This window comes from Ruegeria sp. HKCCD7221, assembly GCF_013031225.1.
GTDB lineage: Bacteria > Pseudomonadota > Alphaproteobacteria > Rhodobacterales > Rhodobacteraceae > Ruegeria.
The window spans coordinates 20,241-46,660 of the sequence record NZ_WPZE01000006.1 but is presented as its reverse complement, the minus strand read 5'-3'; the positions used below and the strand labels follow the sequence as shown (position 1 = coordinate 46,660).

At 58.1% G+C, this 26,420-nt stretch carries 24 protein-coding genes, 1 other RNA gene and 1 riboswitch; of the genes, 19 read left to right on the top strand and 6 right to left on the bottom strand.

Annotation, left to right across the window (positions count from 1 at the left end; all coding sequences use genetic code 11):
* Positions 1-8 precede the first annotated feature (8 nt).
* Positions 9-232, bottom strand: a riboswitch (cobalamin riboswitch).
* A gap of 120 nt (positions 233-352) precedes the next feature.
* An RNA gene (gene ffs / locus GOX73_RS14785) (signal recognition particle sRNA small type) lies at positions 353-451 on the bottom strand.
* Positions 452-490: 39 nt separating this feature from the next.
* Positions 491-2,335: a bifunctional 2',3'-cyclic-nucleotide 2'-phosphodiesterase/3'-nucleotidase gene (locus GOX73_RS14780; protein WP_171134994.1), complete on the bottom strand. Its 1,845-nt coding sequence runs from the start codon at positions 2,333-2,335 to the stop codon at positions 491-493.
* 200 nt (positions 2,336-2,535) lie between these two features.
* On the opposite strand from GOX73_RS14780, the gene nudC reads away from it, so the two are divergent.
* Both nudC and GOX73_RS14770 read left to right on the top strand, forming a co-directional pair.
* A complete protein-coding gene (nudC, locus tag GOX73_RS14775) occupies positions 2,536-3,516 on the top strand; it encodes an NAD(+) diphosphatase (protein WP_171126312.1) in 981 nt (326 codons plus the stop codon).
* 40 nt (positions 3,517-3,556) lie between these two features.
* Positions 3,557-4,024, top strand: coding sequence for an SRPBCC family protein (locus GOX73_RS14770; protein ID WP_171124353.1), 468 nt, complete (start codon positions 3,557-3,559; stop codon positions 4,022-4,024).
* Positions 4,025-4,056: 32 nt separating this feature from the next.
* Here the strand turns inward: GOX73_RS14770 and GOX73_RS14765 are convergent, their stop codons facing one another.
* Positions 4,057-4,890, bottom strand: coding sequence for a prephenate dehydratase (locus GOX73_RS14765; protein ID WP_171124351.1), 834 nt, complete (start codon positions 4,888-4,890; stop codon positions 4,057-4,059).
* 119 nt (positions 4,891-5,009) lie between these two features.
* Here GOX73_RS14765 and GOX73_RS14760 point away from each other — a divergent pair, with 119 nt between their 5' ends.
* The 5 genes from GOX73_RS14760 to GOX73_RS14740 all read left to right on the top strand — a co-directional run bounded on the left by GOX73_RS14760 (position 5,010) and on the right by GOX73_RS14740 (position 11,380).
* Positions 5,010-5,519, top strand: a complete 510-nt coding sequence (locus tag GOX73_RS14760; RefSeq protein WP_171126447.1) for a cytochrome c family protein — start codon at positions 5,010-5,012, stop codon at positions 5,517-5,519.
* A 173-nt stretch (positions 5,520-5,692) separates the two neighbouring features.
* Positions 5,693-7,603 (top strand): extracellular solute-binding protein, encoded by a 1,911-nt coding sequence (locus tag GOX73_RS14755; RefSeq protein ID WP_171126311.1) that lies wholly within the window; start codon positions 5,693-5,695, stop codon positions 7,601-7,603.
* A 1-nt stretch (position 7,604) separates the two neighbouring features.
* Entirely contained in the window at positions 7,605-8,699 is a 1,095-nt protein-coding gene (locus tag GOX73_RS14750) for a microcin C ABC transporter permease YejB (RefSeq protein WP_171126310.1), read from the top strand.
* Positions 8,700-9,806, top strand: a complete 1,107-nt coding sequence (locus tag GOX73_RS14745) for an ABC transporter permease (RefSeq protein WP_170386007.1) — start codon at positions 8,700-8,702, stop codon at positions 9,804-9,806.
* On the top strand, positions 9,803-11,380 hold the full coding sequence (locus tag GOX73_RS14740) for an ABC transporter ATP-binding protein (protein WP_171126309.1): 1,578 nt from the start codon (positions 9,803-9,805) through the stop codon (positions 11,378-11,380). The genes GOX73_RS14745 and GOX73_RS14740 overlap by 4 nt, the downstream gene beginning before the upstream one ends.
* A gap of 19 nt (positions 11,381-11,399) precedes the next feature.
* Here GOX73_RS14740 and GOX73_RS14735 read toward each other — a convergent pair whose 3' ends face one another.
* Positions 11,400-13,328 carry an elongation factor G gene (locus GOX73_RS14735; protein ID WP_171126308.1) on the bottom strand — a complete coding sequence of 643 codons (1,929 nt, stop codon included), beginning with the start codon at positions 13,326-13,328 and terminating at the stop codon, positions 11,400-11,402.
* Between the two features lie 205 nt (positions 13,329-13,533).
* Positions 13,534-14,889: an oxygen-independent coproporphyrinogen III oxidase gene (gene hemN, locus GOX73_RS14730; protein ID WP_171126307.1), complete on the bottom strand. Its 1,356-nt coding sequence runs from the start codon at positions 14,887-14,889 to the stop codon at positions 13,534-13,536.
* Positions 14,890-14,950: 61 nt separating this feature from the next.
* On the opposite strand from hemN, the gene fnrL reads away from it, so the two are divergent.
* Both fnrL and GOX73_RS14720 read left to right on the top strand, forming a co-directional pair.
* Positions 14,951-15,694: a transcriptional regulator FnrL gene (gene fnrL / locus GOX73_RS14725; protein WP_171126306.1), complete on the top strand. Its 744-nt coding sequence runs from the start codon at positions 14,951-14,953 to the stop codon at positions 15,692-15,694.
* Positions 15,695-15,755: 61 nt separating this feature from the next.
* Positions 15,756-16,010 carry a GlsB/YeaQ/YmgE family stress response membrane protein gene (locus GOX73_RS14720; RefSeq protein WP_171124335.1) on the top strand — a complete coding sequence of 85 codons (255 nt, stop codon included), beginning with the start codon at positions 15,756-15,758 and terminating at the stop codon, positions 16,008-16,010.
* Positions 16,011-16,052: 42 nt separating this feature from the next.
* On the opposite strand, the gene GOX73_RS14715 is transcribed toward GOX73_RS14720, so the two are convergent.
* Complete coding sequence (locus tag GOX73_RS14715; RefSeq protein ID WP_171126305.1) at positions 16,053-16,892, bottom strand: universal stress protein; 840 nt, start codon at positions 16,890-16,892, stop codon at positions 16,053-16,055.
* Positions 16,893-17,088: 196 nt separating this feature from the next.
* On the opposite strand from GOX73_RS14715, the gene ccoN reads away from it, so the two are divergent.
* The 10 genes from ccoN to secE all read left to right on the top strand — a co-directional run bounded on the left by ccoN (position 17,089) and on the right by secE (position 26,381).
* A complete protein-coding gene (gene ccoN / locus GOX73_RS14710; RefSeq protein WP_171124330.1) occupies positions 17,089-18,696 on the top strand; it encodes a cytochrome-c oxidase, cbb3-type subunit I in 1,608 nt (535 codons plus the stop codon).
* 14 nt (positions 18,697-18,710) lie between these two features.
* Entirely contained in the window at positions 18,711-19,439 is a 729-nt protein-coding gene (gene ccoO / locus GOX73_RS14705) for a cytochrome-c oxidase, cbb3-type subunit II (RefSeq protein WP_171124328.1), read from the top strand.
* An 11-nt stretch (positions 19,440-19,450) separates the two neighbouring features.
* Positions 19,451-19,663: a cbb3-type cytochrome c oxidase subunit 3 gene (locus GOX73_RS14700; protein ID WP_171124326.1), complete on the top strand. Its 213-nt coding sequence runs from the start codon at positions 19,451-19,453 to the stop codon at positions 19,661-19,663.
* Positions 19,660-20,523: a cytochrome-c oxidase, cbb3-type subunit III gene (gene ccoP / locus GOX73_RS14695; RefSeq protein WP_171124325.1), complete on the top strand. Its 864-nt coding sequence runs from the start codon at positions 19,660-19,662 to the stop codon at positions 20,521-20,523. The genes GOX73_RS14700 and ccoP overlap by 4 nt, the downstream gene beginning before the upstream one ends.
* A gap of 383 nt (positions 20,524-20,906) precedes the next feature.
* Positions 20,907-21,782: a LysR family transcriptional regulator gene (locus GOX73_RS14690; protein WP_171134993.1), complete on the top strand. Its 876-nt coding sequence runs from the start codon at positions 20,907-20,909 to the stop codon at positions 21,780-21,782.
* Between the two features lie 100 nt (positions 21,783-21,882).
* Positions 21,883-23,310, top strand: coding sequence for a cytochrome c oxidase accessory protein CcoG (ccoG, locus tag GOX73_RS14685; RefSeq protein ID WP_171126303.1), 1,428 nt, complete (start codon positions 21,883-21,885; stop codon positions 23,308-23,310).
* A 2-nt stretch (positions 23,311-23,312) separates the two neighbouring features.
* Positions 23,313-23,771 (top strand): FixH family protein, encoded by a 459-nt coding sequence (locus GOX73_RS14680; RefSeq protein WP_171124320.1) that lies wholly within the window; start codon positions 23,313-23,315, stop codon positions 23,769-23,771.
* 3 nt (positions 23,772-23,774) lie between these two features.
* A complete protein-coding gene (locus GOX73_RS14675) occupies positions 23,775-25,952 on the top strand; it encodes a heavy metal translocating P-type ATPase (RefSeq protein ID WP_171126302.1) in 2,178 nt (725 codons plus the stop codon).
* Between the two features lie 4 nt (positions 25,953-25,956).
* On the top strand, positions 25,957-26,115 hold the full coding sequence (gene ccoS / locus GOX73_RS14670; RefSeq protein ID WP_171124316.1) for a cbb3-type cytochrome oxidase assembly protein CcoS: 159 nt from the start codon (positions 25,957-25,959) through the stop codon (positions 26,113-26,115).
* Positions 26,116-26,183: 68 nt separating this feature from the next.
* A complete protein-coding gene (secE, locus tag GOX73_RS14665) occupies positions 26,184-26,381 on the top strand; it encodes a preprotein translocase subunit SecE (protein WP_171126301.1) in 198 nt (65 codons plus the stop codon).
* The last annotated feature ends 39 nt before the right edge of the window (positions 26,382-26,420 follow it).

Here is a 26,420-nt window from a genome sequence, read left to right as displayed (position 1 = left end):
CGCCCGAGTTTCGGTTTCAGTCAGATGGCAGGTCTCCTGACTTGCGGGTCATCGCTTTGCCAACCTTCCCAGCCGTTGGGCCAGTGGTGTCTCGGCATTGCTCACCGCTTACAGTTGCGGGGGCAGTCGCGGCATTGGTCCGTTTCGGCATCGCCGGGGCAGGACCGCACCGTGTTCCCTTTTCATCCCTTCCCGGTAAGCCGGGTCGAGAACCATCAAGTCATCGCTATCCGGTGAAATCGGTCCGAGTCAAGCGGGCTTTGTCACCGCTTTAGACGCAGGGTTGTCTTCCCGATAGGGCGGCGGGCTTGTTCATGCCGGATCGTGGAATAGCCTTAAGCATGTTGGGGGGAAGTGAGAGGTTGGACATCGACCCAAGCGGGGCTCGTTGTGGCTGCTTCCTTCCGGACCTGACCAGGTTGGCGAGGCGCTCGCCCGCGCCAACCTCTCAGGGGTGGATATATGCATTTCGTTTGCGGATGACAACCCGTCACAGCGTAAGCCGGATTAGTAAAAAACCATCGTCATCGCGCCCAATGACTGACGGGTTATACGTCTGCAATTCAGCTAAATGGTGCTGCGCCTTGGGACTGGTTCTGAGAATCGCAAACGCCCCGGAGAGCGGTCTGAGTGTGAATGGCCGCGGCGCATCCGCCAACGGATCCGCAGGAAGGCGGCCCGCGACATAATCCCGAACAATGCATTGGATCGACAAAACTGGTAACGGAATCTGCCTTGCGGTGTCTACGAAGGGGAAATGCCCACCTCCGCTGGCCCGGTAGTTGTTGAGGGCAACAACAAAGGATTGCTGATCGTCGATAGGGTGCTCGGCAAGGCGAATATTCTTGACGCGGTTATGCGATGAATTCGTCAAATTGCCGCCCGCGTCGAACCGCGCGGGCATACCAAGGTCGATCTGGTGGCTAAGGCCGTGCAGGATATCAAAATTGTAACCGGCGCGCGCGGAATTCCGCAGGTCGATTTGTTGACCTGCGTGCATTTGATTGAGCACGCCAGCCGACATCTCAAGCCAGTCTCTAATCTGCGCGCCCGAAACCACGACGGCCTGCATTTCGTTTGGAAAGATGTTCAGGTCGTTGACATGGCGAAGCCGGATTTGACCCGCCGGAACGTCGGTAAAGGATCGTGGCCCTGCGCGCCCTCCGAATTTCGAGAGCGATACGGCTGACAGAACCGGTAGGTCCTCGTGCGTTGTTCCTTTTAGGAAGGGGCGCAACGCGGCGGCTTGCGCTGCCGCGACCAGCGCAAGCCCCCTGTCCGGCGCACAGAAGCTGAAATAACTGTGCAAATTTTGACGCGTTTCGCCGACAGGCTTGGCCGAGTGCAACCGTGTCTCTTTATGTGCTTGTGCGAACAGACGCTTCAGATCAGCGTCCTCTTCCGTCGGGGCCGCGGGCGTCGCTGGTGAAACAGAATGCAGTTCCACATGTTGGTTCCCAATCGACCACCCGTCCGCGTCTTTTTGGTGCAACGTCAGGTCAATGATGCCCAGATGAGAACCGGCCGCGCCCGGCATCACAACCGGTTTTCCGTGAACAAGACCGCGTTGTGGGTCGACATGCTTCAGACCCTGATGAGCAGAGCCGGGCAGGGTCAAGTGGGAATGCCCAGCAATAATCGCATCAATTTCGGGCACCGCTGCCAAGGGGATAACCGCATTCTCAAGGTTGGGTGCGGGTTCAGCGGCGCCAAGCCCTGTATGGGCAAGTGCCACAATCAGATCGCATCCCCCGGATCGCAATTCCCGCGTTTTTCGATGGGCGCACGTCAGGATGTCCTCTACCGAAACGGCACCTTGCAGGCGGTGCGCTTCCCACTTGGCTGTCTGCGGTGGGAGGACAGAGAACACACCGATTTTCAAAACCAGATCTTGCCCCTGCATTTTGATGTTCCGGTCAAGAATCGTATGCGCCTGCCAGCTTGCCGGGCGGTCGGCTCTGGTGGCATTGCTGCAAATGACCGGGCACGTGGCTTGGGCGACTATGCGGTCCAGTACCTCAAGCCCGAACCCAAAGTCATGGTTTCCCAATCCCCCGGCGTCATAACCAAGGTCATCAAAGGCTTGCATCAGGATGTGACGGCTGTCGGTCTGCGCTACTGCCCTTTCACCAATGGGCGCACCTTGAAGGGCGTCACCATTGTCGAACAGCAAGACAAGGTGCCCTTGAGACTGGGCCTGCGTTCGGGCCGCTTTGATCAGACTTGCGGTTCTGCTCAGGCCAATCGAAGGGTCAGGAGCGTCCGAATAATAGTCGAATCCGGTCAAATTCATGTGCAGATCGGTTGTCGCCAATATCCGGATCTGCGCCGTCATTAAGGAAGAGGGAGGTTTCACTACTCTACTTTTGGCAGTTTTTTATTAATCAATTTCAACAAAAAGCGTATCAGGTGCAAATTTCAAGGTCAGGCTAAGGCTTTTCAGCGGCACTGGAACTTTTTCATAAGAAGCTGAAAAGCCGTTGCAACGTCGTGGCTGCCATGGCAGCCCTGTGCGGAAAATCCGAAGGAACTGCAATGAAAAACGCGGAACATGTGACGTTTGGTGGCTCTGGCCTGGATCGTGCGGCGCATATTCGCGCAGACGCAGATGAGATCGCGCTGGCGCGCGCGAATCCCGAGGCACGGTGCATTTTGCTGTGGCGTGGCAAGCTGTTGGTTCAGGGCGAGGCGCTGGACCGGCTGGGTTTCATTCCAATGACGCATCAACTGGTGAACAACGGACCCGGCGGTATCACGGATGAGCCGATATTTTTGGGCTTGTCCGACGACGCGCCCGTGTTTGCCGTCGATATTTCGAACTGGGCCGCCGATGATCTGGATATCTCGCAGGTCGGCGGTTTCTTTGACAGGTCCGAGCAGCAGCATCCCGGTCTGCCCAATGGGTTCGTCTTTGCCGAACTGCGCCGCATTATGACCCGCCTGTCCCCGCGTGACGCAGAATTGGCGGCCTCGGCCAAGGCTGTGATTGGCTGGCACGAAACGCATCGGTTTTGTGCCCGGTGCGGCGCGGCCAGCGAAATGACGCAGGCCGGATGGCAGCGTAGCTGCCCTAGTTGCGGAGGGCACCATTTTCCACGCACAGATCCGGTTGTCATCATGCTGATCACACACGGAGAAACGGTTCTGGTCGGTCGATCACCGGGCTGGCCCGAGGGGATGTATTCGCTGCTTGCCGGGTTTGTCGAACCGGGTGAGACACTGGAAGCCGCCGTCAGGCGCGAAGTCATGGAAGAGGCGGGCGTGCCTGTCGGCCGGGTCTCTTACCTGTCCAGCCAGCCTTGGCCCTTTCCCGCGTCGCTGATGTTTGGCTGCGCGGGTGAGGCGCTGTCCAAAGAGATCAAAATTGATCCGGTTGAGATTGAAGACGCGATGTGGGTCAGCAAGTCAGAGATGATGCAGGCCTTCGCAGGCGAACACCCAAACCTTTTGCCTGCGCGTAAAGGTGCCATTGCACATTTCCTTTTGCAAAACTGGCTTGCGGACACGCTGGACTGACAAAATACTGGGCTGACAAGTAAGAGAGCCGCGAACTGAAATGCAATTCACTGCGCGTGAAGATATCCAAGCCCCGATCAACGCCGTGTTCGAGATGGTCACTGATTTTGAGCGTTTTGAACGAATGGCGATGCGCCGGGGAATCGAAGTGCGGCGCCTGACCGGCCATATGGGCGTGGTCCCCGGAACAACCTGGACAACGGAATTCAGGCTGCGTGGCAAACCGCGGCAGGTCGAGATTGTGATGGCCGAATGCGATCCGCCATCACAGATGCGGTTCGAGGCAACAGGAAAAGGACTGAACGGCACGACGACCGTCGAGTTTATGGCCTTGTCGCAGCGCCGCACTCGGCTGGAAGTGGACATGTCACTCGCGGCCAAGTCGCTGCCTGCCCGGCTTTTCCTGCAATCCCTCCGGCTGGGTCAAAACCGGTTCCGGCGTCGGTTTCAGGCGCGCCTAAGCGAGTTCGCCAGAGAGATGGAAGAACGACATCAGCATGGCATCTGACCGGATTTGGCAGGCGCCGCTGGAAAAAGCTGCTAGCCGCGCGGCTGGGCAGCCGGGTAGACGCCCAGAATCTCGACGTTGGTGGTAAAGTGCTCCAGCTCTTCCATCGCCAGTTTTACATTCCGGTCTTCCGGGTGCCCGACGATGTCCGCGTAGAATTGCGTGGCGGTGAATGATCCATCCACCATGTAACTTTCCAGCTTGGTCATGTTGATGCCATTGGTCGCGAATCCGCCCATCGCCTTGTACAGCGCCGCAGGAATATTGCGCACCTGAAAGACAAAGCTGGTGATCATGCCGTGTTCGCCACGCCGGGACATATCCGCCTGACGCGACATGACCAGAAACCGGGTGGTGTTGTTGTCGCGATCTTCAATGTGTCGGGCCATGACGTTCAGGCCGTAAATTTCGCCAGCCAGTTCACTGGCCAGCGCCGCCGAATGCAGATCGCCCTGCTCTGAAACTTCGCGGGCGGCGCGGGCATTGTCCGGGCTGACACGGCCTTTGATTCCGTGCTTCTTCAGGAACTCTGCACATTGCGGCAGCAAAACCAGATGAGAGTGCGCCTCGGTAATATCTTCAAGCTTGGCGCCCGGAACGGTCAGTAGATTGATGTGAACCCGGACAAATGCCTCGTCAATGATGTGCAGGCCGCTATGGGGCAGCAGACGGTGTATATCGGCGACGCGGCCATAGGTCGTGTTTTCCACCGGCAGCATCGCCAGATCAGCTTCACCCGATCGGACCGATTCGATCACATCCTCGAATGTGCGGCAGGGCAGGGCCTCCATGTCGGGGCGGGCATTGCGGCAGGCCTCGTGACTATAGGCGCCGGGTTCTCCCTGAAATGCGATACGTTTGGTCATTTGGTCGATTCCGTGCAACAAGTTCTTGAATTGGGCGTTTAGTCGCGGTGTCTATACCTTGCCTCTTGCTAGGGGAAGCCTTAGACACCCCGCAGACAGCTGAAATGGACTCGCGATCAATGTTCGACACGATGACAGTTACCAAGGCCGCCGCAGGCCTGTTTGGCACCTTTCTGGTGCTGCTTCTGGCCAAATGGGGTGCCGAAGCTCTTTACCACGCCGATGGGCATGGCGAGACAGCCGCATATATCATCGAAACCGAAAGCGCGGGTGAAAGCGCTGACGGCGAAGAGGTGGTTTTCGAAGATATGCTGGCCGCCGCTGACCCCGAAAAAGGCGCCAGAGTTTTCCGCAAGTGCACCGCATGTCACAAGCTGGAAGACGGCGCGAACGGCACCGGCCCCTACCTGTACGGTGTAGTTGACCGCCCGGTCGCCTCGGCAAACGGATTCACAGGCTACTCGGCTGCCATGCAGGCCCATGGCGGAAACTGGACACCCGAAGCGCTGGATGCCTTCCTGGAGCGCCCAAGCGCGTATATCTCGGGCACTTCCATGAGCTTTGCCGGCCTGAAAAAGCCGCAAGAGCGCGCCGACCTGATTGCTTATCTGCAGACAATCGGCAACTGATCCGATACTCGGTTTTACCGATTTTCAAAGCCGCTGCTTCCCGCAGCGGCTTTATTTTTGTTTAAGAAGAACTTCACAAAGCGTTCACGCATTCTAAACTTGCATATGACAGCGCTGGTCTTTTAGCTGGCGCTTACAAGGTTAAAGAAGTCAACGAACCAGAGGATGAGCATATGAAACCCCTGCCGCCTGCACCGCGCGTAACGACTGTTCGGCCTTGGGCAGCCTTTATGGGAATTGCCGCGGCGCTCATGCTTGGGGTTGGTGACAAAGCTGTTGCCGCCGAGGAAAACGTCACCCGCAGCCACGGCTATTCCTACTTTGGAAACCTCGACTATCCCGCTGACTATCCGCACCTGAACTATGTGAACCCCGATGCCCCAAAGGGCGGAGAGTTGTCGCTTGCTGGATCAGGTACATTCGATTCTCTGAACCCGTACTCGCGCAAAGGCCGGGCCGGGGCGCTTACGACGCTGCAATACGACTCGTTGATCGACAGTACTTCGGACAGCGTCGGGCAATATTACGGTTTGCTTGCGGAAAGCATGGAATACGACGAAGGCCGCAATTATGTGATTTTCCACATGCGCCCCGAGGCGACGTTTTGGGACGGAACCCCGGTCACGGCCGAGGATGTGGTCTATAGCCATCGCCTGTTTATCGAACAGGGTCTGCCATCCTATGCGCAGGCGGTTGGGCGGATGGTTACCGGGGCCGAGGCGCTGGATGACCACACTGTCAAGTTCACCTTCAGCCCCGACGTGACAAGACGGGGGTTGATTGAAACCGTCGGATCAACGCCAGTTTTCTCAAAAGCGTGGTTCGAAGCGGACGAGAGCAGGCGTCTGGATGAACCCCGGCTTGAGGTGGCGGTGGGCTCGGGGCCGTACAAACTTGACAGCTACGACATCAATCGCCGCATCGTTTACAAGCTTCGGGACGACTATTGGGCGAAAGATCTGCCGATCAATGTGGGCCGAAACAACTATGGCACCATTCGGGTCGAGTATTTCGCCGACCAAACCGCCGCCTTCGAAGGATTCAAGGCGGGTGAATATACGATGCGTATCGAAAGTGACCCAAAACTCTGGGCCTCTAGCTATGACTTTCCAAAACTGAGCGCAGGCTCGGTCGTGCGGGATGAGATCACCGATGGCAGCCCACCGACACCATCGGGCTTTGTCTTCAACCTCGGCAAGCCCCAATTCGCGGATAAAAACGTGCGCAAGGCTTTGGCGCTGGCGTTCAATTTCGAATGGGCCAATGAATCACTGATGTTCGGGTTAAATACTCCCCGGAACTCTTTTGTTCAGGGCACGCATCTAGAAGCCACCGGCGCGCCGGAAGGTGCTGAACTGGCGTTTCTGGAGTCGCTGGGTGATGTGGTCCCAGCAGATGTTCTGAGCGAACCGGCCCTGTTGACGCACGAGTCCAACCCGGCGCGGTTGAACGATCGCCGCAACCTGCGCAAGGCGTCGAAACTTCTGGATGAGGCCGGGTGGCCGGTGGGCGATGGAAATCTGCGTCGCAATGCGGCAGGTGAAACCCTTAAGGTGAACATTCCCTATGCGTCCAGTATTCCAACCTCGACCGCGACGATGATCGAAACCTTTGTTCAGAACCTGCAGTCGATCGGCGTTGACGCTTCGGCGGAAAAGGTGGACCCGTCTCAGTTCACCTTGCGCAGGCGCGAGCGGGATTACGATATGGTGTATTCCAATCGGTATGGATCATTCCTGTCGACAGGTGGCGGTTTGAGCCAGATGTATGGTTCGGAAGAGGCAGCGTTCAGCCTGTTCAACCCCGCCGGACTTGCCAGCCCGCTGGTGGATGCCGTGATCGAAGCCTCTTTTGACACCACAAATCAGGCGGAACAGGACGCGGCGCTTATGGCGCTGGATCGTGTGTTGCGGTATGAGTTCTTCATCATCCCCGATGGATATGTGGCGGACTACTGGACGGCCTATTACGACATGTATGAGTACCCCGAAAACCTGCCGCCATTTACGCTTGGCTATCTCGATCTTTGGTGGGTCAACCCCGAGAAAGAGGCTGCATTAAAGGCGAAGGGCGCGCTGCGGTAACATGGGCGCATATATACTAAGACGCCTGTTGCTGGTTATTCCCACGCTTCTGGGCATTATGATCGTCAACTTCACACTGGTTCAGTTTGTACCGGGTGGACCGATCGAACAGATTATCGCGCAGATCGAAGGCCAAGGCGACGTTTTTGCAGGCTTCGCCGGTGCCGGAGATGCCGGTGCCGCCGCCGAACCCGCCGGAGGCTCGTTTGACGACAAATACGTCGGCGCCCGAGGATTGCCGCCGGAATTCATTGCAGAGCTGGAAAAAGAGTTCGGGTTCGACAAGCCGCCGCTGGAACGGTTCCTGTCCATGATGGGCAACTACCTGACACTGGACTTTGGCGAGAGCTATTTCCGGTCGATCAGCGTTATTGATCTGGTCCTCGAAAAAATGCCTGTCTCGATCTCGCTGGGTCTGTGGTCGACGCTGATTGCTTATCTGGTGTCGATCCCGCTGGGCATTCGCAAGGCAATCAAGGATGGCTCGACCTTCGATACCTGGACAAGCGGAACGATCATCGTGGCTTATGCCATTCCCGGTTTCCTGTTCGCAATCCTGTTGCTGGTGCTGTTCGCTGGTGGGTCATATTGGCAGATTTTCCCGTTGCGGGGGCTGACATCGGACAATTGGGACAGCTTTAGCCTGATGGGAAAAATTGCGGATTATTTCTGGCACATCACTTTGCCGATTATCGCGCTGACCATCTCGGCCTTTGCGACCCTGACGCTGCTGACCAAGAACTCGTTCCTGGACGAGATCAAGAAACAGTACGTGATGACAGCCCGCGCCAAGGGCTTGAGCGAAGGCAAGGTGCTTTACGGTCATGTGTTCCGCAACGCCATGCTGATCGTGATCGCCGGGTTCCCTGCTGTGTTCATCGGCGTGTTCTTTGGCGGGTCGATCATTATCGAAACGATCTTCTCGCTGGATGGGTTGGGCAGATTGGGGTTCGAGGCCGCCGTTGCGCGCGATTACCCGGTGATCTTTGGCACGCTGTTTATCTTTGGCCTGATGGGTCTGGTTGTCGGCATCATCAGTGATCTGATGTATGTGCTGGTCGACCCGCGCATCGACTTCGAAAAGCGGGAGGGGTAGATGGCGCTTTCTCCGCTGAACCAACGTCGCTGGCGCAATTTTCGGCGTAATGGCCGTGCATTCTGGTCGCTGATCATATTTTCGATCCTGTTCGGCCTGTCGCTCTTTGCCGAATTCATCGCCAATGATAAACCGATCCTCGTGAAATACCGGGGCGAGTTTTACACGCCCGTCTTCAACTTCTATGCCGAAACCGAATTTGGGGGCGACTTCCAGACCGAAGCGATCTATCGCGATCCTGAGGTGCGCTGCCTGATCGACAGCGGCGGGTTGGAGCAATGTTTTGACGACCCCGAGGGCATTATCGAGCAGATCGACGCCGGTACGTTCCAAGCCGAAGGGTTCGAGCGCGGATGGGCCATCTGGCCCCTGATCCCCTATTCCTTCAACACCAGCGTTGACCGGCCGGGTGCCGCGCCGCTGCCGCCAAACGGCCAGAACCTTCTGGGCACGGACGACACCAAGCGCGATGTGCTGGCGCGGGTGATTTACGGATTCCGGCTGTCGATCCTGTTCACCCTGATGGTTACCGGCGTTGCCAGTCTGATCGGGATTTTCGCCGGAGCCATTCAGGGGTTCTTTGGCGGATGGCTGGACCTGATCTTCCAGCGGATCATCGAGATATGGTCCGCGACCCCCTCGCTTTACGTGATCATCATTATGTTTGCCATTCTGGGCCGAAGTTTCTGGTTGCTGGTTGCGTTGATGATCCTGTTTAGCTGGACAGGGCTGGTTGGGGTTGTCCGGGCCGAATTCCTGCGGGCCCGGAACCTTGAATATGTGCGCGCGGCGCGGGCGCTGGGCGTAGGCAACATGACCATCATGTTCCGGCACATGCTGCCGAATGCGATGGTCGCGACGCTGACCTTCATGCCGTTTATCGTCACGGGAACCATTGGCGGTCTGGCTTCATTGGATTTCCTTGGCTTTGGCCTGCCATCCTCGGCCCCCTCGCTGGGTGAACTGACCTTGCAGGCGAAACAGAACCTGCAGGCACCGTGGCTGGCCTTCACTGCCTTTTTCACCTTTGCCATCATGCTGTCGTTGCTGGTCTTCATTTTTGAAGGCGTGCGCGATGCGTTTGATCCCAGAAAGACCTTCTCATGAGCCTTTTGGATGTGAACAACCTCAAGGTCTCGTTCAAACAGGACGGGCAGGTCAGCGCGGCGGTGAAAGGGGTGTCGTTCACCGTCGATCGTGGTGAAACGGTAGCTCTGGTAGGTGAGTCCGGGTCGGGAAAATCCGTTACGGCCTTGTCGACAGTGTCGCTGCTGGGCGACAGCGCGATCGTCGAAGGCTCGGTTCGCTATGACGGGAATGAGATGATCGGCGCGTCCGAGGACAGGTTGATGGATGTGCGCGGCAACGACATCAGCTTTATCTTCCAAGAGCCGATGACCTCGCTCAACCCGCTGCACACGATCCAGAAACAGATGGCTGAGTCTCTGGCCCTGCATCAGGGCTTGACCGGTGATGCGGCGCGTGACCGAATTGTCGAGCTGCTGACAAAGGTTGGTATTCGCGACCCGCAGGATCGCCTAGACAGCTATCCGCACCAGTTGTCGGGCGGGCAGCGCCAGCGCGTGATGATCGCGATGGCGCTGGCCAACAAGCCCGACATTCTGATCGCGGATGAACCGACAACGGCGCTGGACGTCACTATTCAGGCACAGATCCTGGAACTGCTGGCCGAGTTGCAGAAATCCGAAAACATGGGAATGCTGTTCATTACCCATGACCTTGGCATTGTACGCCGGATTGCGGACCGTGTGTGCGTGATGAAGGATGGTGAAATCGTCGAAACCGGCCCGACGGTCGCGATTTTCGACAACCCACAACACCCTTATACGCGCAAGCTGCTGGCGGCCGAGCCGTCCGGTCACCCGCAAGCGGTGGCCGCAGACGCAGAAGAAGTCGCGCGAACAGATCATCTTAAGGTTTGGTTTCCAATCCAGCGCGGGTTCCTGAAGCGGACGGTGGGACACGTCAAGGCGGTCAACGATGCCACGCTTAGCGTGCGCGCGGGTGAGACGTTGGGAATTGTGGGCGAAAGTGGTTCGGGCAAGACAACGCTGGCTTTGGCGATCATGCGCCTGATTGCGTCCGAGGGTGGCATCACCTTCCGCGATCAGGATGTCCGGCGTTGGTCCACGCGAGAACTGCGGCGCCTGCGCAAGGACATGCAGATCGTGTTTCAGGACCCGTTCGGTAGCCTGAGCCCGCGTATGACGTGCCAGCAGATCATTGCCGAAGGTTTGGCAATTCACAAAGTCGACCCGCACCGCGCCCCGCGTGAACTGGTGACTGAGGTGATGACGGAAGTGGGGCTGGATCCGGCTGCAATGGACCGGTACCCGCACGAGTTTTCAGGCGGTCAGCGTCAGCGGATCGCCATCGCGCGTGCGATGGTGTTGCGGCCCAAGTTGCTGGTTCTGGATGAACCGACCAGTGCGCTGGACATGACGGTGCAGGTTCAAATCGTCGACTTGCTGCGTGACCTGCAGAAGAAATACGGTTTGGCCTACCTGTTCATCAGCCACGATCTGAAGGTCGTGCGCGCCATGTCCCATAACGTTATCGTTATGCGAAACGGTGATGTGGTTGAAATGGGCACGGCCGAGGATTTGTTTGAGAACGCCCAGACAAACTACACCCGTGAATTGATCGCAGCGGCAGGCTGAAGCCCGCCCTACAATTTGCTCAGGCGCTAGCTTTTTCCTTAGCCACCGGTTTTGGCACCGGGCCGCGCAGTTCTTCATAGTGATCAAAGCTCAGCTTGACCCAGCCGGTGCCGCGTGTCGCGCTGGCCAGACTGCGGTGCAGTTCATCCTCGGCTACTGCCGGTAGTTGCGCGTTGAAAATCTCCCAGCCTGAGGCGTTGGGATTGCCCTCAAAGCCCAGAACCTGACCCTGAAGCGAGCTGATCGTGGGAACAAGGTCGCCCACGAAATCCGAAGGCAGGTGAATCTCGGCATTTAGGATCGGCTGCAGCACCACGGGCTTGGCCTGTGGCAGCGCTTCTCGCACGGCGTTTTTTCCGGCGGTGCGGAAGGCATAATCCGAGCTGTCTACGTTGTGATGCTTGCCGTCGCTCAGCGTGATTTTCACATCGACAACCGGGAACCCCTCGGGACCCTGTTCAAGCGCGTCTTTGGCCCCATGTTCGACCGAGGGGATATAGTTGCGCGGCACCGCACCGCCCTTGACCACCTCTTCGAACTGGAACCCCGATCCGCGTGGCATGGGCGCAACCGAGATCACGACATCGGCGAATTGCCCGGCCCCGCCGGACTGTTTGCGATGGCGATGGCGATGTTCAATCGGTGTGCGAATGGTTTCCCGATACGCGGTTTCAACCGGATCGGCGACGATCTCGATCCCGAAGTCTTCGGCCAGTTTCGCGCTGACACGGCGCATATGCTGCGGACCCTGCGATCCCAGAACTGAATGACCGCTAAGTTCGTCCTGTTCCATGTGTAGGCCCGGGTCAATCTCAACCAGCCGGGTCAGGGCATTGGACAAACGCACATCGTCGCGTTCATGCGCGGGTGAGACCACCTGACGGTGAGCCGCCGGATGGGATAAGGCCCACTCGGGCAACGGCGTGGCCTCTTTGCTGTCATAGAGATTGCCGGGGTTCAGGTGATCAGATTTGACCGCCAACCCGATTTGACCCGCGCCCAGCTTGTCGATCTGGGTTTTTGCATCCAGTCCCGTCAGATTGCCAACGGTTTCACCTCCCAGCGGCTCATGGGCTTTTACGCCGTCGCCTAGTCCGCGTAGGACAATGATCTTGCCGATATGTTTTTTCACATCGGCAAACCCGGCGATCGCGCGGGCGTTTTCGGCGGCTTCGTCGCGTCCGGCTGCGATGTCAAACTCGGGCGCTTCATGCCGCAGGGCTTTCATCAGGCGTGTCAGGCCGTTTCCATGGCTGGCGGACCCCAGACAGGCCGGGATAAGCTGATGGTTCTGCAACACCTGCGCGGCAAGGTCGTAAATCTCGGCGCTGGGAGGCTGTTTGTCTTCGATCAGTTGCTCGAGCAGGTTGTCATCAAAGTCGGACAGAGTTTCCAAAAGCTCGGTTCGGGCCTCTTGTTCACGGTCTTCCACAGATTGCGGAAGTTCGATCAGATTGGAAGGTTTCCCTTCCTGGTATTTCCAGGCCCGTTCCGAAATCAGGTCGACCGCACCGACGATGGTTTCTCCGTCACGGATGGGGACCTGCCGCAACGCGATGTGATGAACGCAATAGGTCTGTAGTGCCGCGATGATGTCCTGAATGCGCCCGTTTGGGCTGTCCATCCGGTTGATGAACAGGAAGCAGGGAATCCCGGCCTCTTCTACCAATCTCAGATAAGGGGCGCACAGAACGGCTGCGTCCGGGTCCGGGGGCACAACCACAACAGCCGCGTCGGAAATGGCCATCGCCGGGCCGACATAGCCCAGGTTATCCCCGCCGCCATCCACGTCAACGGCGCACCATTGCTCGCCCAAATAAGAAAAACCGTGCAAATGCACGGTTCCGGACACGTCGAATGTGGTGGGTCGACCGTCGAGGCGGCTGATGGCCTCGACCAGGGTTGTCTTGCCCGACTGACTGGGGCCGAGGACGGTGAAAACGCGCATGAGTGCTGTCCCTCTTTCAGGTTGCAGTAATACCTGCACGAAAAGGTCCGTCCCACGCGGATGCGTCGGCAAGAACTGTCTGCGAATTCACCTGCCTCAGGGTGCGGATCGCACACCCCAAGTGTGGAGAAAATCGGATACCTGCGTCAAGCCCCCGCGCGAATGTTACGATGGCAGGCCGCAGGATCAGCGCAAATGCAAGACGTCAGATCGCCGAGCTGTGGCCAGCTTTGCTCAGGTCATAGGCGTCGAAACTGCGAGCAATCATCCGGGTCAGGGCGCGGGCCTCGGGTGGAATAAACAGCCCTTCGTCGGTGACGCGCAACAGGTTGTCGAACGCGGCATTGGCCGTTTGGAACATCTGATTCAGTTCAGTGGCCGAGACTTCGTGATCGCGCAGGATCTCCGCCGAATTGATCTGAAAGTCGCACATCAGCGCTTCGATCAAACGCGCTCGCAGAACATCCTGCCCCTTGAACATATGCCCGCGGGACGTCGAGAAACGCCCTTCGCGGATTGCTTTTGTGTGGGCCGACGTCGCGGGTGCGTTCTGGGCATAGCCTTGTGGAAAGCGTGAGATCGAACTGGCCCCGACTCCGATCAACACTTCGGCCTGATCGTCAGTATATCCCTGGAAATTTCGCTTGAGCCGCCCTGCTTTCAAGGCATGGGTCAGACCGTCATCCTGCGTGGCGAAGTGGTCGATTCCGATTTCCGCGTAGTTGTCCCACATGAAAAGGCGGCGAGCCGTGTCGAAAAGATCCAGCCGCTGTTCCGGCGTGGGCAGAGCATCTGACGGGATCAGCTGCTGTCGCTTGGCCATCCATGGCACATGGGCGTATCCATAAAGCGCCACCCGGTCCGGGTTAAGAGACAGAAGCTTCTGCACGCTTTCGGTCATTCGTGTTTTGGTCTGATGCGGCAAGCCATACAGGATGTCTGCATTCAGGCTGGAAATCCCACGGGCGCGGATCATATCGACCGCGTTGCGCGTGGTGTCATAGCTTTGAATCCGGCCAATGGTTTTCTGGATTTCATCGTCGAAGTCCTGAACCCCGATCGAGGCCCGGTTCATACCCGCCTCGGCCAATGCATTCAGCCGATCTGCGTCAATTTCGTTCGGGTCGATCTCGACCGAGAATTCCGCGTCAGCACCCAAGGGAACCACATCCAGAATATGAGCCGCGAGATTTCTCATCAGATCCGGGTTCAGCAAGGTGGGCGTACCGCCGCCCCAATGCAGGCGCGACAGTGTCACCCCTTGGGGCAGGCGTTCGGCCAGCAGATCCAGCTCGGCCTTCAACACGTCCACATAGGCAATGACCGGATTGTCGGTCTGGGTTCCTTGCGTGCGGCAGGCACAGAACCAGCAAAGCCTGCGGCAGAACGGAACATGGATGTACAAAGAGATGGCGCTGCCGGGCTTAATCTTGGAAATCCAGTCGCCATAACGATTTTCCCCCACGCCATTGTTGAAGTGGGGGGCGGTTGGATAGCTTGTGTAACGCGGTACTTTCGCGTCAAATAGTCCAAGCTGTGCCAGTTGTGGTTTAACAATCATGGCGATACCGTTAGAGGACGGCTCGCAAATAAACCTTGATAGAGATCAAGTGGAAACCCGCATGACACCGATGTTCAAGATCGACCATACCAATTGTGCCGACTGCCCCATTCGACATCGGGCGGTGTGCGCGCATTGCGATGCCAATGAGTTGGAAAAGCTTGAAGGCATTAAGTATTACCGCAGTTTCGAGGCTGGTCAGACAATCCTGTGGTCTGGGGATCAGATGAATTTCGTGGGTTCGGTCGTGTCGGGCATCGCGTCTTTGACGCAAACGATGGAAGACGGCCGTACTCAGATGGTCGGTCTATTGCTGCCCAGCGATTTTGTGGGGCGCCCCGGTCGCGAATCGGCGCCCTACGACGTGCAGGCTACGACAGATCTGGTGATGTGCTGCTTTCGCAAGAAGCCCTTCGAAGAGATGATGAACGAAACCCCGCATATCGCTCATCGCCTGCTGCAGATGACGTTGGATGAACTGGATGCAGCACGTGAATGGATGTTGGTGCTAGGGCGTAAGACCGCCCGTGAAAAGATTGCCAGCCTGTTGTCCATCATCGCCCGTCGGGATGCTTCGATCAGCCACGAGGGGAACGCCGGCCCGATCGTCTTTGATTTGCCTCTGACCCGCGAGGCGATGGCGGACTACCTTGGTTTGACTTTGGAGACGGTCAGCCGCCAGATTTCGGCGCTGAAACGGGACGGCGTCATTACCCTTGAGGGCAAGCGTCACGTGACCATCCCCGATATGGGACGTCTGATGGAAGAAGCTGGTGACGATTCAGACGGTGGTTTTCTGGTCTGACGTGACCTGACGCAGTAGTCGTGGTTTAGTGGCCTGAGTGCAGTCAATTCAGGAGCAAACCATGGAATTCAGTAGCCTTCTCGCCATGATCTTCATTGGCGCCATTGCCGGTTGGCTTTCCGGCAAGATCATGGAAGGCCGGGGCTTCGGTCTGTTTGGAAACATTATTGTCGGAGTCGTTGGCGCGTTTCTGGCGGGGACGGTCTTTCCGGCGCTTGGCTTTTCGGTCGGGGGCGGCCTGTTCTCGTCAATATTCTTTGCCACGATCGGCGCAGTCATTCTGCTGTTCCTGATCGGCCTTGTAAGACGAGGGTAAAAAACCGCCCTTATTAGGGGCGGTTTTACTAACTTACCGGCTTTAATGCGCCAGAAATACGGGAACCGGGGATTGTTCCAGCATGTTCCGAGTGGCGCCGCCCAGAATGGCTTCGCGGAATCTCGAATGCCCGTAGGCGCCCATGACAATCATGTCAGCTTCGGTGTCCGAGGCGTGGCGATTCAGGATGTCTGACACGCGTGTCATCGTTTTGCTGAGAACGTCGATTTCGCACTTAACGCCGTGCCGTGCCAGCATTTGCGACAGCATCCCCCCTGGGTCGGACCGATCCGGCCCGTGGCGGGGTGGGTCGATCACGACGATCCGCACAAGTTCGGCCTGTTGCAGGAAGGGCAGGGCGCGGCGTATGGCGCGCATGGCCTCAACGCTTTCGTTCCAGCCGATCAGAATCGTCCCCGGTCGTTCGAACGGCTTTGCGTTCTCCGGGGTGATAAGCACGGGCGCGTGTCCCTCGAACATCGCGGCTTCGACTATGGGTTCGCATTCTGCGCCCCGATCTTCGCCATAGGGCTGGGGCAGAACAACCAGATCCGAAAACCGCGCGCGATGGGCGACATGACGTCCAATATCGGCGATCTGAGCCACGCCACTTTCGGCAGACCACCGAACACCGGATTTCCCCAGAAACGTGTTGGTATATTCCAGAACTTCTTCTGCTTCGGCGTTGGCGCGGCTTAGTGTTTCTTGCAGGATCAACGCATTTGCGCCGGCATAGTAATACCCTGTCTGACTACGATCCACGCCCAGACACAGCGCCTCGGCATGGGCATCCTGTGCCAAAGCAAGTGCCGCCATCTGCGCAAGGGCCGCATTCGATTGCGTGGAATCTGTCATCACAGTGAGAAGAGATTTGTAAGCCATTTTTGACCTCTTACCTTCGAACCGTTGTAAGCTGCGACTTTCCAGCCCAGTCGTTTCTTTAGGATTGTCATAGTATTCAGCGTCCTGTCTTGACACAGATCAAAGCAGTTAAAGCGGCTGTCCGACAAAAGAGCAGCCAATCAAAAAGGTTCTGCGATATAATAGAATCGCGCAGAGCATGGCAAAGGGACGCAATATGTCAAATTACATCAAGCTGATCGTGCTTGGTCTGATCGTGGTTTTTGCCGCGATCGGGACAAATTATGCACGCGATTTGGCGTATCAGGTGCATGCAATTCTGGTGATGCTGATCGCCGGCGGATTGTTCATCTGGACGCTTAGAAACACCGATGAGCCAGATATCCTCGTGGACCACTCGGCCGAGTATATGGACGGCGTGATCCGCTATGGCGTTATCGCGACTGCCTTCTGGGGCGTGATCGGGTTCATCGCCGGAACGTTCATCGCCTTTCAATTGGCCTTTCCCGCGCTGAACTTTGAATGGGCGCAGGGCTATCTGAACTTTGGTCGGTTGCGTCCACTGCATACATCTGCGGTGATTTTCGCCTTTGGCGGCAACGCGTTGATTGCGACCTCGTTCTACGTGGTACAGCGCACCAGCGCTGCGCGTCTTTGGGGCGGCAATTTGGCATGGTTCGTGTTCTGGGGTTATCAGCTGTTCATCGTGCTGGCGGCGACCGGCTATGTTCTGGGTGGCACGCAATCCAAGGAATATGCCGAACCCGAATGGTATGTTGACCTGTGGTTGACTATCGTCTGGGTCGCGTATCTGGCCGTTTTCCTGGGCACAGTCATCAAACGGAAAGAGCCGCATATCTATGTGGCCAACTGGTTTTACCTAGCCTTTATCGTCACCGTTGCGATGCTGCACGTGGTCAACAACCTGACCATCCCGGTCAGCATCTGGGGATCTAAATCCGTCATCGTCTGGTCGGGCGTGCAAGACGCTATGATCCAGTGGTGGTACGGCCACAACGCCGTGGGCTTCTTCCTGACTGCGGGTTTCCTGGGCATGATGTATTACTTCATCCCGAAACAGGCGGAACGTCCGGTATTCTCGTACAAGCTGTCGATCATCCACTTCTGGGCCCTGATCTTCCTGTACATCTGGGCCGGTCCGCACCACCTGCACTATACCGCGCTGCCTGACTGGGCTTCGACGCTGGGCATGGTGTTCTCGGTTGTGCTGTGGATGCCTTCGTGGGGCGGTATGATCAACGGTCTGATGACCCTTTCGGGCGCATGGGACAAACTGCGCACTGACCCGATCATTCGCATGATGGTCATCTCGGTCGGTTTCTATGGCATGTCCACCTTCGAAGGCCCGATGATGTCGATTCGTGCCGTGAACAGCCTGTCTCACTATACTGACTGGACCATTGGTCACGTACACTCGGGCGCGTTGGGCTGGAACGGTATGATCACCTTTGGCGCGCTGTACTACTTGGTGCCTGTCCTGTGGAAGCGTGAGCGTTTGTACTCGCTGCAAATGGTTAGCTGGCACTTCTGGCTCGCTACGATCGGCATCGTTCTCTATGCCGCGTCGATGTGGGTCACCGGTATCATGGAGGGCCTGATGTGGCGCGAAGTGGATGCCAACGGCTTCTTGGTGAACTCGTTCGCTGACACCGTGGCTGCCAAGTTCCCCATGTATGTGGTGCGTGCCTTGGGTGGCGTGATGTTCGTCGCTGGTGCCGTGATCATGTGCTACAACCTGTGGATGACTGTGCGGAAAGCGCCGGCCAAAGAGGCCAGCCTGTCCGTCGCGGTCCCGGCTGAATAAGGAGGGCCGGAGCAATGGCAATTCTCGACAAACATAAGATCCTCGAGACCAACGCGACCCTCCTGCTGGTGTTCAGCTTTCTGGTCGTGACCATCGGTGGCATCGTGCAGATCACCCCGCTGTTCTATCTTGAGAACACCATCGAGAAGGTGGAGGGGATGCGCCCCTACACCCCCCTCGAAATGGCAGGGCGTGAAATTTACATCCGCGAAGGCTGCTATGTCTGCCACAGCCAGATGATCCGCCCCATGCGGGACGAGGTCGAACGGTACGGGCACTATTCGCTGGCGGCCGAGTCGATGTATGACCACCCGTTCCAGTGGGGGTCGAAACGCACCGGGCCTGATTTGGCCCGTGTGGGTGGCCGTTACTCGGACCAGTGGCATGTGGACCACCTGCGTGATCCGCAGTCGGTTGTGCCGGAATCGGTGATGCCGAAATACGGTTTCCTCGAGCATCGCAAGTTGGACGGCAAGTATATCGGTGACATCATGAAGGCGAACGCCCTTGTCGGCACGCCCTACACCGAAGAAATGCTGGCCAATGCCGAGGCTGACTTCCGTGCGCAGGCTGATCCCGACAGCGACTATGACGGGCTGCTGGAGCGCTATGGCGACAAGGTCAGCGTGCGCAACTTCGACGGTCAGCCCGAGTTGACCGAAGCGGACGCGATGGTGGCTTATCTTCAGATGCTGGGCACGCTGGTCGACTTCTCGACCTTCACCCCGGACCCAAGCCGCTAAAGGAGGGTGTGATGGAAGAGTATACACTCCTCAGGCAGTTCGCGGATAGCTGGATGTTGTTGCTGTTGTTCGCATTCTTCGTTGGCATCGTGATCTGGGTTTTCCGCCCCGGTGCCAGCAAGGAATACAAGGACACCGCCAATATCCCCTTCCGGCATGCAGACGCACCAGCGCCCCTGCAGGGCGACGATAAACCCGCCACACCCAAGGAGGCGCGGCCATGAGCAAGACATCTGATAAACTGCCGGGTGATCCGAACACCACGGGTCACAGCTGGGACGGTATCGAAGAGTTTGACAACCCGATGCCCCGCTGGTGGCTGTGGACCTTCTACGTCACGATTATCTGGGGCGTGATCTACACGATCATGTATCCGGCGTGGCCGTTGGTTCAATCAGCGACCGCTGGTGTTCTTGGCTGGTCGTCTCGTGAGCTGGTGCAGGAAGAGATGGTTGCCTTCCAGGAGGCCAACGCACCTTGGAATGCCAAGCTGGTGGAAACGTCGCTTGAGGACATCTCGAAAGACCCTGAGCTGCAGCAATTCGCGGTAAACTCGGGCGGCGCGGTATTCCGTACCTGGTGTGCGCAGTGCCACGGTTCAGGCGCGCAGGGTGCACCCGGCTTCCCGAACCTGCTGGATGATGCGTGGCTGTGGGGCGGAACGCTCGAAGATATCGAGTTCACCATTGCCCACGGTATTCGGAACGAAGAAAGCGACGACGCGCGCTATTCCGAGATGCCGGCCTTTGGAGAGCTTCTTGAGAAAGAAGAGATCACGCAGGTCGTTCAGTACGTCATGTCCCTGACCAACGCGCAGACCGATGACGCCGCAGCGCAAGCGGGCAAGGTTGTTTTCGAAGACAACTGTGCCGCTTGTCATGGCGAAGACGGCACGGGCGATGTGTTCCAGGGTGCGCCGAACCTGACCGATGCGATATGGCTCTATGGTGGCAGCGAAGAAGCTCTGACCCAGACAGTCACTTACAGTCGCTTCGGCGTGATGCCCGCTTGGGAAAACCGCCTGACTGAGGCGCAAATCCGCGCTGTGACTGCCTATGTCCACCAGTTGGGTGGTGGTCAGTAAGGTTTGAAGAATACCTTCGGACGGTTCGCCGCCCGAAGGTTGAGGCACCGGCTGTTCTATCTGTTCGCGCGTTTCCTGAACAGCCGGTGCTAATTTCACAGATTACTAATCCCGAATGATGAGGTCCAGATGCACCTTTTTGTGCGCTGGGCCTTTTCTTTTCCAATGATCATGTGCTGGCCAGTGTTTTGGCCTCGACCCCAGGCGGGGCTTGCCGGTACGTTCATCGCGATCTCTGGTGTGAGTGGCGATCATGAAGCTTTTTGCAAGGATTGAGAGCATTTTGCCTCTCCATTATTTAAACTGAGAATGCAGAAAAGATTGAACTTCTGACTGAAAAATGCGACTCAATTCCAATTCCCTTGTGTAAGTAAGGCTTACAAATGGATTGGATGAAAATGCCACCTCTGGCCTCGCTTCGGGCATTTTCCGCCTTCGCCGAGGCCGAGAATATTGTGCAGGCAGGTGCGGCGTTGAACGTCAGTCACGCAGCCATCAGTCAGCAATTGCGGGTTTTGGAAAAGCACCTAGGCGTATCGCTGTTGGACCGATCAGGGAAATCCATGATCCTGACCCCCGAGGGGGAAAAGCTGGCGCGCGCAACTCATCTGGGATTTGGCACAATCGAGGCCGCGGTCGCAGCCCTGATGCAAACGGATCAGGACCGCCCCGTCCACGTCTCGCTGACACCCTCGTTCGCAGCGTCCTGGCTGATGCCGCGCTTGCCTGCCTTTCAAGCAGAATTCCCAGATATTCCCTTGGCTTTGGACCCGACGCCGAAACTGGTCAACCCAAGCCCCGGAGGTGTGGATGTTGCGATCCGCTATGGCGGCGGTGATTGGTCTGGCATCGCCTCGGACCTGTTGTTGAGCAGCCCCATCGTGATCGTCGCGGCGCGGACCCTTTTGGGCGGTCGGTCCGATTGGACGCCGCAGGAATTGAGCCAGCTCCCGTGGCTGGAAGAGTTGGGGACGACCGAAGCCACAACATGGCTGGCGCGGCACGGCGTCGAACACGGTCCACGCGCGGGTCGGATCGCCTTGCCTGGAAACCTCTTGCTGGACGCGTTGCGCGCCGGGCAGGGCGTAACCGTCACGGCGCGGCATTTTGTCGAAGCCGACATTGCGTCGGGGCAGCTTGTCGAACTGTTTTGCGAGCCACAAAATAGCGGGTATCATATTGTAACGGGTGATTTTCCACTTCGCCCTGCTACCAAGATCTTTGTCCGTTGGCTTCGGTCGCAGTCCGGGGCGCTGTGACAAAAGGTGTCTGTACGATGCTCTTTTGACCCATGTCAAAGAGACTACCTTTGTGATCTGGAACAAGACGCGAAAAAATAGCTACATCTGGAGCCATCCCGTGAGCGATTCCGACCCCGCCCCCAGCCTTTACGCCGCAAGGGAGCCTATCTTTCCCCGGCGCGTATCCGGGCCATTTCGTAACCTGAAATGGATCATTATGGCCGTCACGCTGGGCATTTATTACGTGACGCCTTGGATCAGATGGGACCGCGGGCCCAGCCTGCCGGATCAGGCGGTGCTGTTGGATTTGGCGAATCGTCGTTTCTATTTCTTTTGGATCGAGATTTGGCCGCATGAGTTCTACTTTGTCGCAGGTCTATTGATCATGGCCGGGTTGGGGTTGTTCCTGTTCACTTCGGCATTGGGTCGCGTCTGGTGTGGTTATGCCTGCCCGCAGACCGTGTGGACGGATCTGTATATTCTGGTTGAACGCTGGATTGAGGGCGACCGAAACGCGCGCTTGCGCCTGCATCGGCAGGAAAAACTGGACTTCCGCAAGGCGCGGTTGCGCGTGACGAAGTGGACCGTCTGGTTGCTGATCGGTCTGGCCACTGGTGGGGCGTGGGTGTTTTACTTTGCCGACGCGCCGACGCTTTTGCGTGATCTGGTGACGGGCAACGCCCACCCCGTGGCCTATACTACGATGTTGATCCTGACCGGTACGACTTTCCTGTTCGGCGGGTTCGCGCGCGAACAAATCTGTATCTATGCCTGCCCTTGGCCACGTATTCAGGCGGCGATGATGGACGAGGATACTCTGGTCGTTGGCTACCGCGAATGGCGGGGTGAGCCGCGCGGCAAAGGCAAGCGTACTGCGGATTCCGAATTGGGGGATTGCATCGACTGTATGGCCTGCGTCAATGTCTGCCCCGTCGGGATCGACATCCGCGACGGGCAACAACTTGAATGCATCACATGCGCGCTGTGCATCGACGCCTGCGATGACATGATGGCCAAGATCGGCAAGCCGCGCGGTCTGATCGACTATATGGCGCTGAGCGATGAAACGCGCGAGCGTGCGGGTGAGTCGCCTCGGAACGTCTGGAAACACATTCTGCGTCCCCGGACGATCATGTATACAGGGATGTGGGCTGCGGTTGGCTTTGCGTTGTTGTTTGCGCTGTTCATCCGATCCGATATTGATCTGACCGTGGCACCCGTTCGGAACCCGACTTTCGTGACCCTGTCCGATGGCACGATCCGCAACACCTATGACGTGCGCCTGCGCAACAAACATGGTGAGGAACGGCCGTTCAAGCTGACGCTTGCGGGGGATCCGGCCCTGCAGGTACAGATCGAAGGCAATGACGGTGATACTGTCATTGTCGCTGCGGATACGGCACAATTGACGCGCGTCTATATCTTGGCCTCCGGTGGCACCGGCCCGGCGTCAACTGACGTTACTCCGGTGCGCATCTGGGTCGAAGACCTGCAAAGCGGAGAGCGTGCCTACAAGGACACCACCTTTAACGGGCAAGGGAAGTGAACATGGCCGAACGCAAATTCACCGGCAAACATGCACTGGCCGTCTTCGTGGCCGCATTTGGCGTGATCATCGCGGTAAATCTTGTGCTGGCCTACAGCGCGGTGAAAACTTTTCCGGGGCTCGAGGTCAAAAACTCTTACGTCGCCAGCCAAGAGTTCAACGAGCGTTTGCAGGAACAACAGGCGTTGGGATGGGATATCCGTGCTGAATTGTCTGGGGGGCTGTTGATTCTGCATATTACAGACCAGACCGGCACCCCTGTCGAAGTGGCCGAGTTGCAGGCTGTCGTTGGACGGGCCACGCATGTCAAAGAAGATTTCACACCGGATTTCATTTTTGATGGTACCGCTTACGCCACGCCCGCGTCACTGGGCAAGGGAAACTGGAATATCCGTTTGATCGCAAAGGATCATAGCGGGGCAGAGTTCGCTCAGCGCGTGCCGCTGTACGTAAAGGGATAGGGAATGACGGCGCAGCTTACATCAGGCACGGCCGCCTGCCCGGGCTGCATTGCAAGCCCGGCGGAGCCCGCGCGCCCAATCCCCGAAGATGTGCAGATTGCGCTGTCACTGCCGGGCATCCATTGCTCGGCCTGTATCGCCACCGTCGAGCGGGAGCTTAACGCCCATCCCGGCGTGGAAGACGCGCGGGTCAACCTGACTCTGAAACGAGCAATGATCAAAGCCGCGCCAGAATTGCGCGCTGCTGACCTGATTTCGGTACTGGAGCGCGTGGGCTATGAGGCGCATGAGCTTGATCCCGGTGCCCTATCCGCCACACAGTCCGACAAGGCGGGGCGCGACCTGTTGATGCGACTGGCGGTGGCCGGATTTGCCTCGATGAACGTGATGCTCTTGTCGGTTTCGGTCTGGGCTGGTGCCACAGACGCGACGCGGGACATGTTCCACTGGATTTCGGCCGCGATCGCGCTGCCTGCGATTGGCTTTGCGGCGCAACCCTTCTTTTCGAATGCGTGGTCGGCTTTGCGGGTTCGCCGCCTGAACATGGATGTGCCGATCGTGCTGGCTATCCTTTTGGCGCTGGTTACGTCGCTTTGGGAAACCGCGCTCAGCGGTAAGCACGCCTATTTCGACGCCGCCCTTACGCTGACCTTTTTCCTGCTGGCTGGTCGCTATCTGGACTATCGCACCCGCGCTGCTGCCCGATCCGCGGCAGAAGAGCTAACCGCGCTCGAAGTCCCCCGGGCTATCCGCTTGTTGGATGGGGCCGAGGAAGAGGTTGCTGTTGCCATGCTGAACGTCGGCGATCTGATCCTTGTCCGCCCCGGTGGACGAATGCCGGTGGATGGAGAGATTGTCTCGGGCCAGTCGGAACTCGACCGGTCCTTGCTGACCGGAGAAACCCTGCCGGTGTTCGCCGAGGCGGGCGTGACGGTCAGCGCCGGTGAGGTGAACCTGACCGGCCCCCTGACCATCCGCGCGACGGCGGTGGGTGAAGACACCTCGTTACATCGTATGGCCGATCTGGTGGCCGTCGCGGAATCGGGGCGCTCGCGCTATACCTCGCTGGCCGACAAGGCGGCCAAGCTTTATGCGCCCGGTGTTCATATCCTGTCGGCGCTCAGCTTTCTGGGGTGGTATATCTATTCCGGCGACGTGCGAACAGCGCTGAATATCGCCGCCGCCGTGCTGATCATCACCTGCCCTTGCGCGCTGGGTCTGGCCGTGCCAGCGGTGACCACTGCGGCCTCGGGGCGGTTGTTCCGCAAGGGGATGCTGATCAAACACGCCACCGCGCTGGAACGTCTGGCCGAGGTAGACACGGTCGTTTTCGACAAAACCGGCACGCTGACTTCGGGTACGCCCGAGTTGACCAATCTGGGCGATCATTCCCGCGCTGATCTTGAGATTGCGCTGGCGCTGGCCGAGGCATCCTCGCACCCTTTGTCAGTTGCTTTGACACAGGCCGCGCGCGAGGCCGGGATCAAACCCGCCACCCTGGACGACATCACCGAGGTTCCGGGATTCGGCACCGAAGGCACTTACCGAGGCCAGCGTGTCCGCCTTGGGCGGGCTGCGTGGACCGGCGCGGAAGAGGGCGACCAGACCGCCGCGTGGCTCTCTGTTGAAGGGCAGGCACCTGAGGCCTTCCTGTTCTCGGACAGCCTGCGAACCGGCGCGGCCGAGGCGGTGCAAGCGTTCCGCGACGCGGGTAAAGAGGTCATCCTGATTTCGGGCGATACGCAGGGCTCGGTTCAGGCGCTGGCTGATAAGCTCGGCATCCAGAACTGGATCGCGCAGGCTCTGCCGCAGGACAAGGCCAAGCATGTCGAGGCGCTGCGCGATCAGGGTCACCACGTGCTGATGGTGGGCGACGGGCTGAACGACACGGCGGCACTCGCGGCGGCGCATGTTTCGATTTCCCCGGCCTCGGCTTTGGATGCGGCGCGGGTGGCCTCGGACATCGTGCTGCTGGGCAATGACCTGTCGCCGATCTCTGACGCCTGTGATACGGCGGTCAAGGCGACGAAACGGATTCGCGAAAACTTTCGCATTGCCACTGTCTATAATATTATCGCGGTGCCGCTGGCAGTGGCCGGCCTGGCCACGCCCCTGATTGCGGCGCTGGCGATGTCGACATCGTCGATCACTGTATCTTTGAATGCGCTACGGGTAAGATAAAGCGATGGAAGTTCTGGCCTATCTGATACCGATTTCCCTGTTTCTGGGCGGGGTTGGGCTGGTGGCATTTGTCTACACGGTGCGATCAAACCAATATGACGATCCCGAAGGCGACGCCCGCCGTATCCTCAACGATGAATGGGACGACAAGCCCAAGCCCTGACAGCCCTTGAAATCGCCGCAATGCCCGGTTATGTCCGGCCTATCCGCTAGCAGAGAGATCCAAGCCAAATGGCCACCACAAACCCGATCCAGTTTATTCAGCAAGTCCGCGCCGAGGTTGCAAAGGTCGTCTGGCCGACGCGCCGTGAGGTTCTGCTGACCACGGTCATGGTGTTCATCATGGCGGCCCTGACCGCCGTGTTCTTTGCGCTGGTCGATCTTGGTATTCGCGGCAGTCTGCAACTGATCTTGGGCGCGTTCGGGTAAACCGGTTAAGGCGCGCGGAAACGCGGCTTGCCCCTTGCA

Coding starts and splice junctions, on each gene's coding strand:
- nudC (WP_171126312.1), top strand. CDS start 2,536: ATGAAAAACGCGGAACATGTGACGTTTGGTGGCTCTGGCCTGGATCGT.
- GOX73_RS14765 (WP_171124351.1), bottom strand. CDS start 4,890: ATGACCAAACGTATCGCATTTCAGGGAGAACCCGGCGCCTATAGTCAC.
- GOX73_RS14740 (WP_171126309.1), top strand. CDS start 9,803: ATGAGCCTTTTGGATGTGAACAACCTCAAGGTCTCGTTCAAACAGGAC.
- GOX73_RS14735 (WP_171126308.1), bottom strand. CDS start 13,328: ATGCGCGTTTTCACCGTCCTCGGCCCCAGTCAGTCGGGCAAGACAACC.
- fnrL (WP_171126306.1), top strand. CDS start 14,951: ATGACACCGATGTTCAAGATCGACCATACCAATTGTGCCGACTGCCCC.
- ccoO (WP_171124328.1), top strand. CDS start 18,711: ATGGCAATTCTCGACAAACATAAGATCCTCGAGACCAACGCGACCCTC.
- ccoN (WP_171124330.1), top strand. CDS start 17,089: ATGTCAAATTACATCAAGCTGATCGTGCTTGGTCTGATCGTGGTTTTT.
- GOX73_RS14760 (WP_171126447.1), top strand. CDS start 5,010: ATGTTCGACACGATGACAGTTACCAAGGCCGCCGCAGGCCTGTTTGGC.
- hemN (WP_171126307.1), bottom strand. CDS start 14,889: ATGATTGTTAAACCACAACTGGCACAGCTTGGACTATTTGACGCGAAA.
- GOX73_RS14755 (WP_171126311.1), top strand. CDS start 5,693: ATGAAACCCCTGCCGCCTGCACCGCGCGTAACGACTGTTCGGCCTTGG.
- GOX73_RS14675 (WP_171126302.1), top strand. CDS start 23,775: ATGACGGCGCAGCTTACATCAGGCACGGCCGCCTGCCCGGGCTGCATT.
- GOX73_RS14700 (WP_171124326.1), top strand. CDS start 19,451: ATGGAAGAGTATACACTCCTCAGGCAGTTCGCGGATAGCTGGATGTTG.
- GOX73_RS14720 (WP_171124335.1), top strand. CDS start 15,756: ATGGAATTCAGTAGCCTTCTCGCCATGATCTTCATTGGCGCCATTGCC.
- GOX73_RS14715 (WP_171126305.1), bottom strand. CDS start 16,892: ATGGCTTACAAATCTCTTCTCACTGTGATGACAGATTCCACGCAATCG.
- secE (WP_171126301.1), top strand. CDS start 26,184: ATGGCCACCACAAACCCGATCCAGTTTATTCAGCAAGTCCGCGCCGAG.
- GOX73_RS14770 (WP_171124353.1), top strand. CDS start 3,557: ATGCAATTCACTGCGCGTGAAGATATCCAAGCCCCGATCAACGCCGTG.
- GOX73_RS14750 (WP_171126310.1), top strand. CDS start 7,605: ATGGGCGCATATATACTAAGACGCCTGTTGCTGGTTATTCCCACGCTT.
- GOX73_RS14690 (WP_171134993.1), top strand. CDS start 20,907: ATGGATTGGATGAAAATGCCACCTCTGGCCTCGCTTCGGGCATTTTCC.
- GOX73_RS14745 (WP_170386007.1), top strand. CDS start 8,700: ATGGCGCTTTCTCCGCTGAACCAACGTCGCTGGCGCAATTTTCGGCGT.
- ccoS (WP_171124316.1), top strand. CDS start 25,957: ATGGAAGTTCTGGCCTATCTGATACCGATTTCCCTGTTTCTGGGCGGG.
- GOX73_RS14680 (WP_171124320.1), top strand. CDS start 23,313: ATGGCCGAACGCAAATTCACCGGCAAACATGCACTGGCCGTCTTCGTG.
- ccoP (WP_171124325.1), top strand. CDS start 19,660: ATGAGCAAGACATCTGATAAACTGCCGGGTGATCCGAACACCACGGGT.
- GOX73_RS14780 (WP_171134994.1), bottom strand. CDS start 2,335: ATGACGGCGCAGATCCGGATATTGGCGACAACCGATCTGCACATGAAT.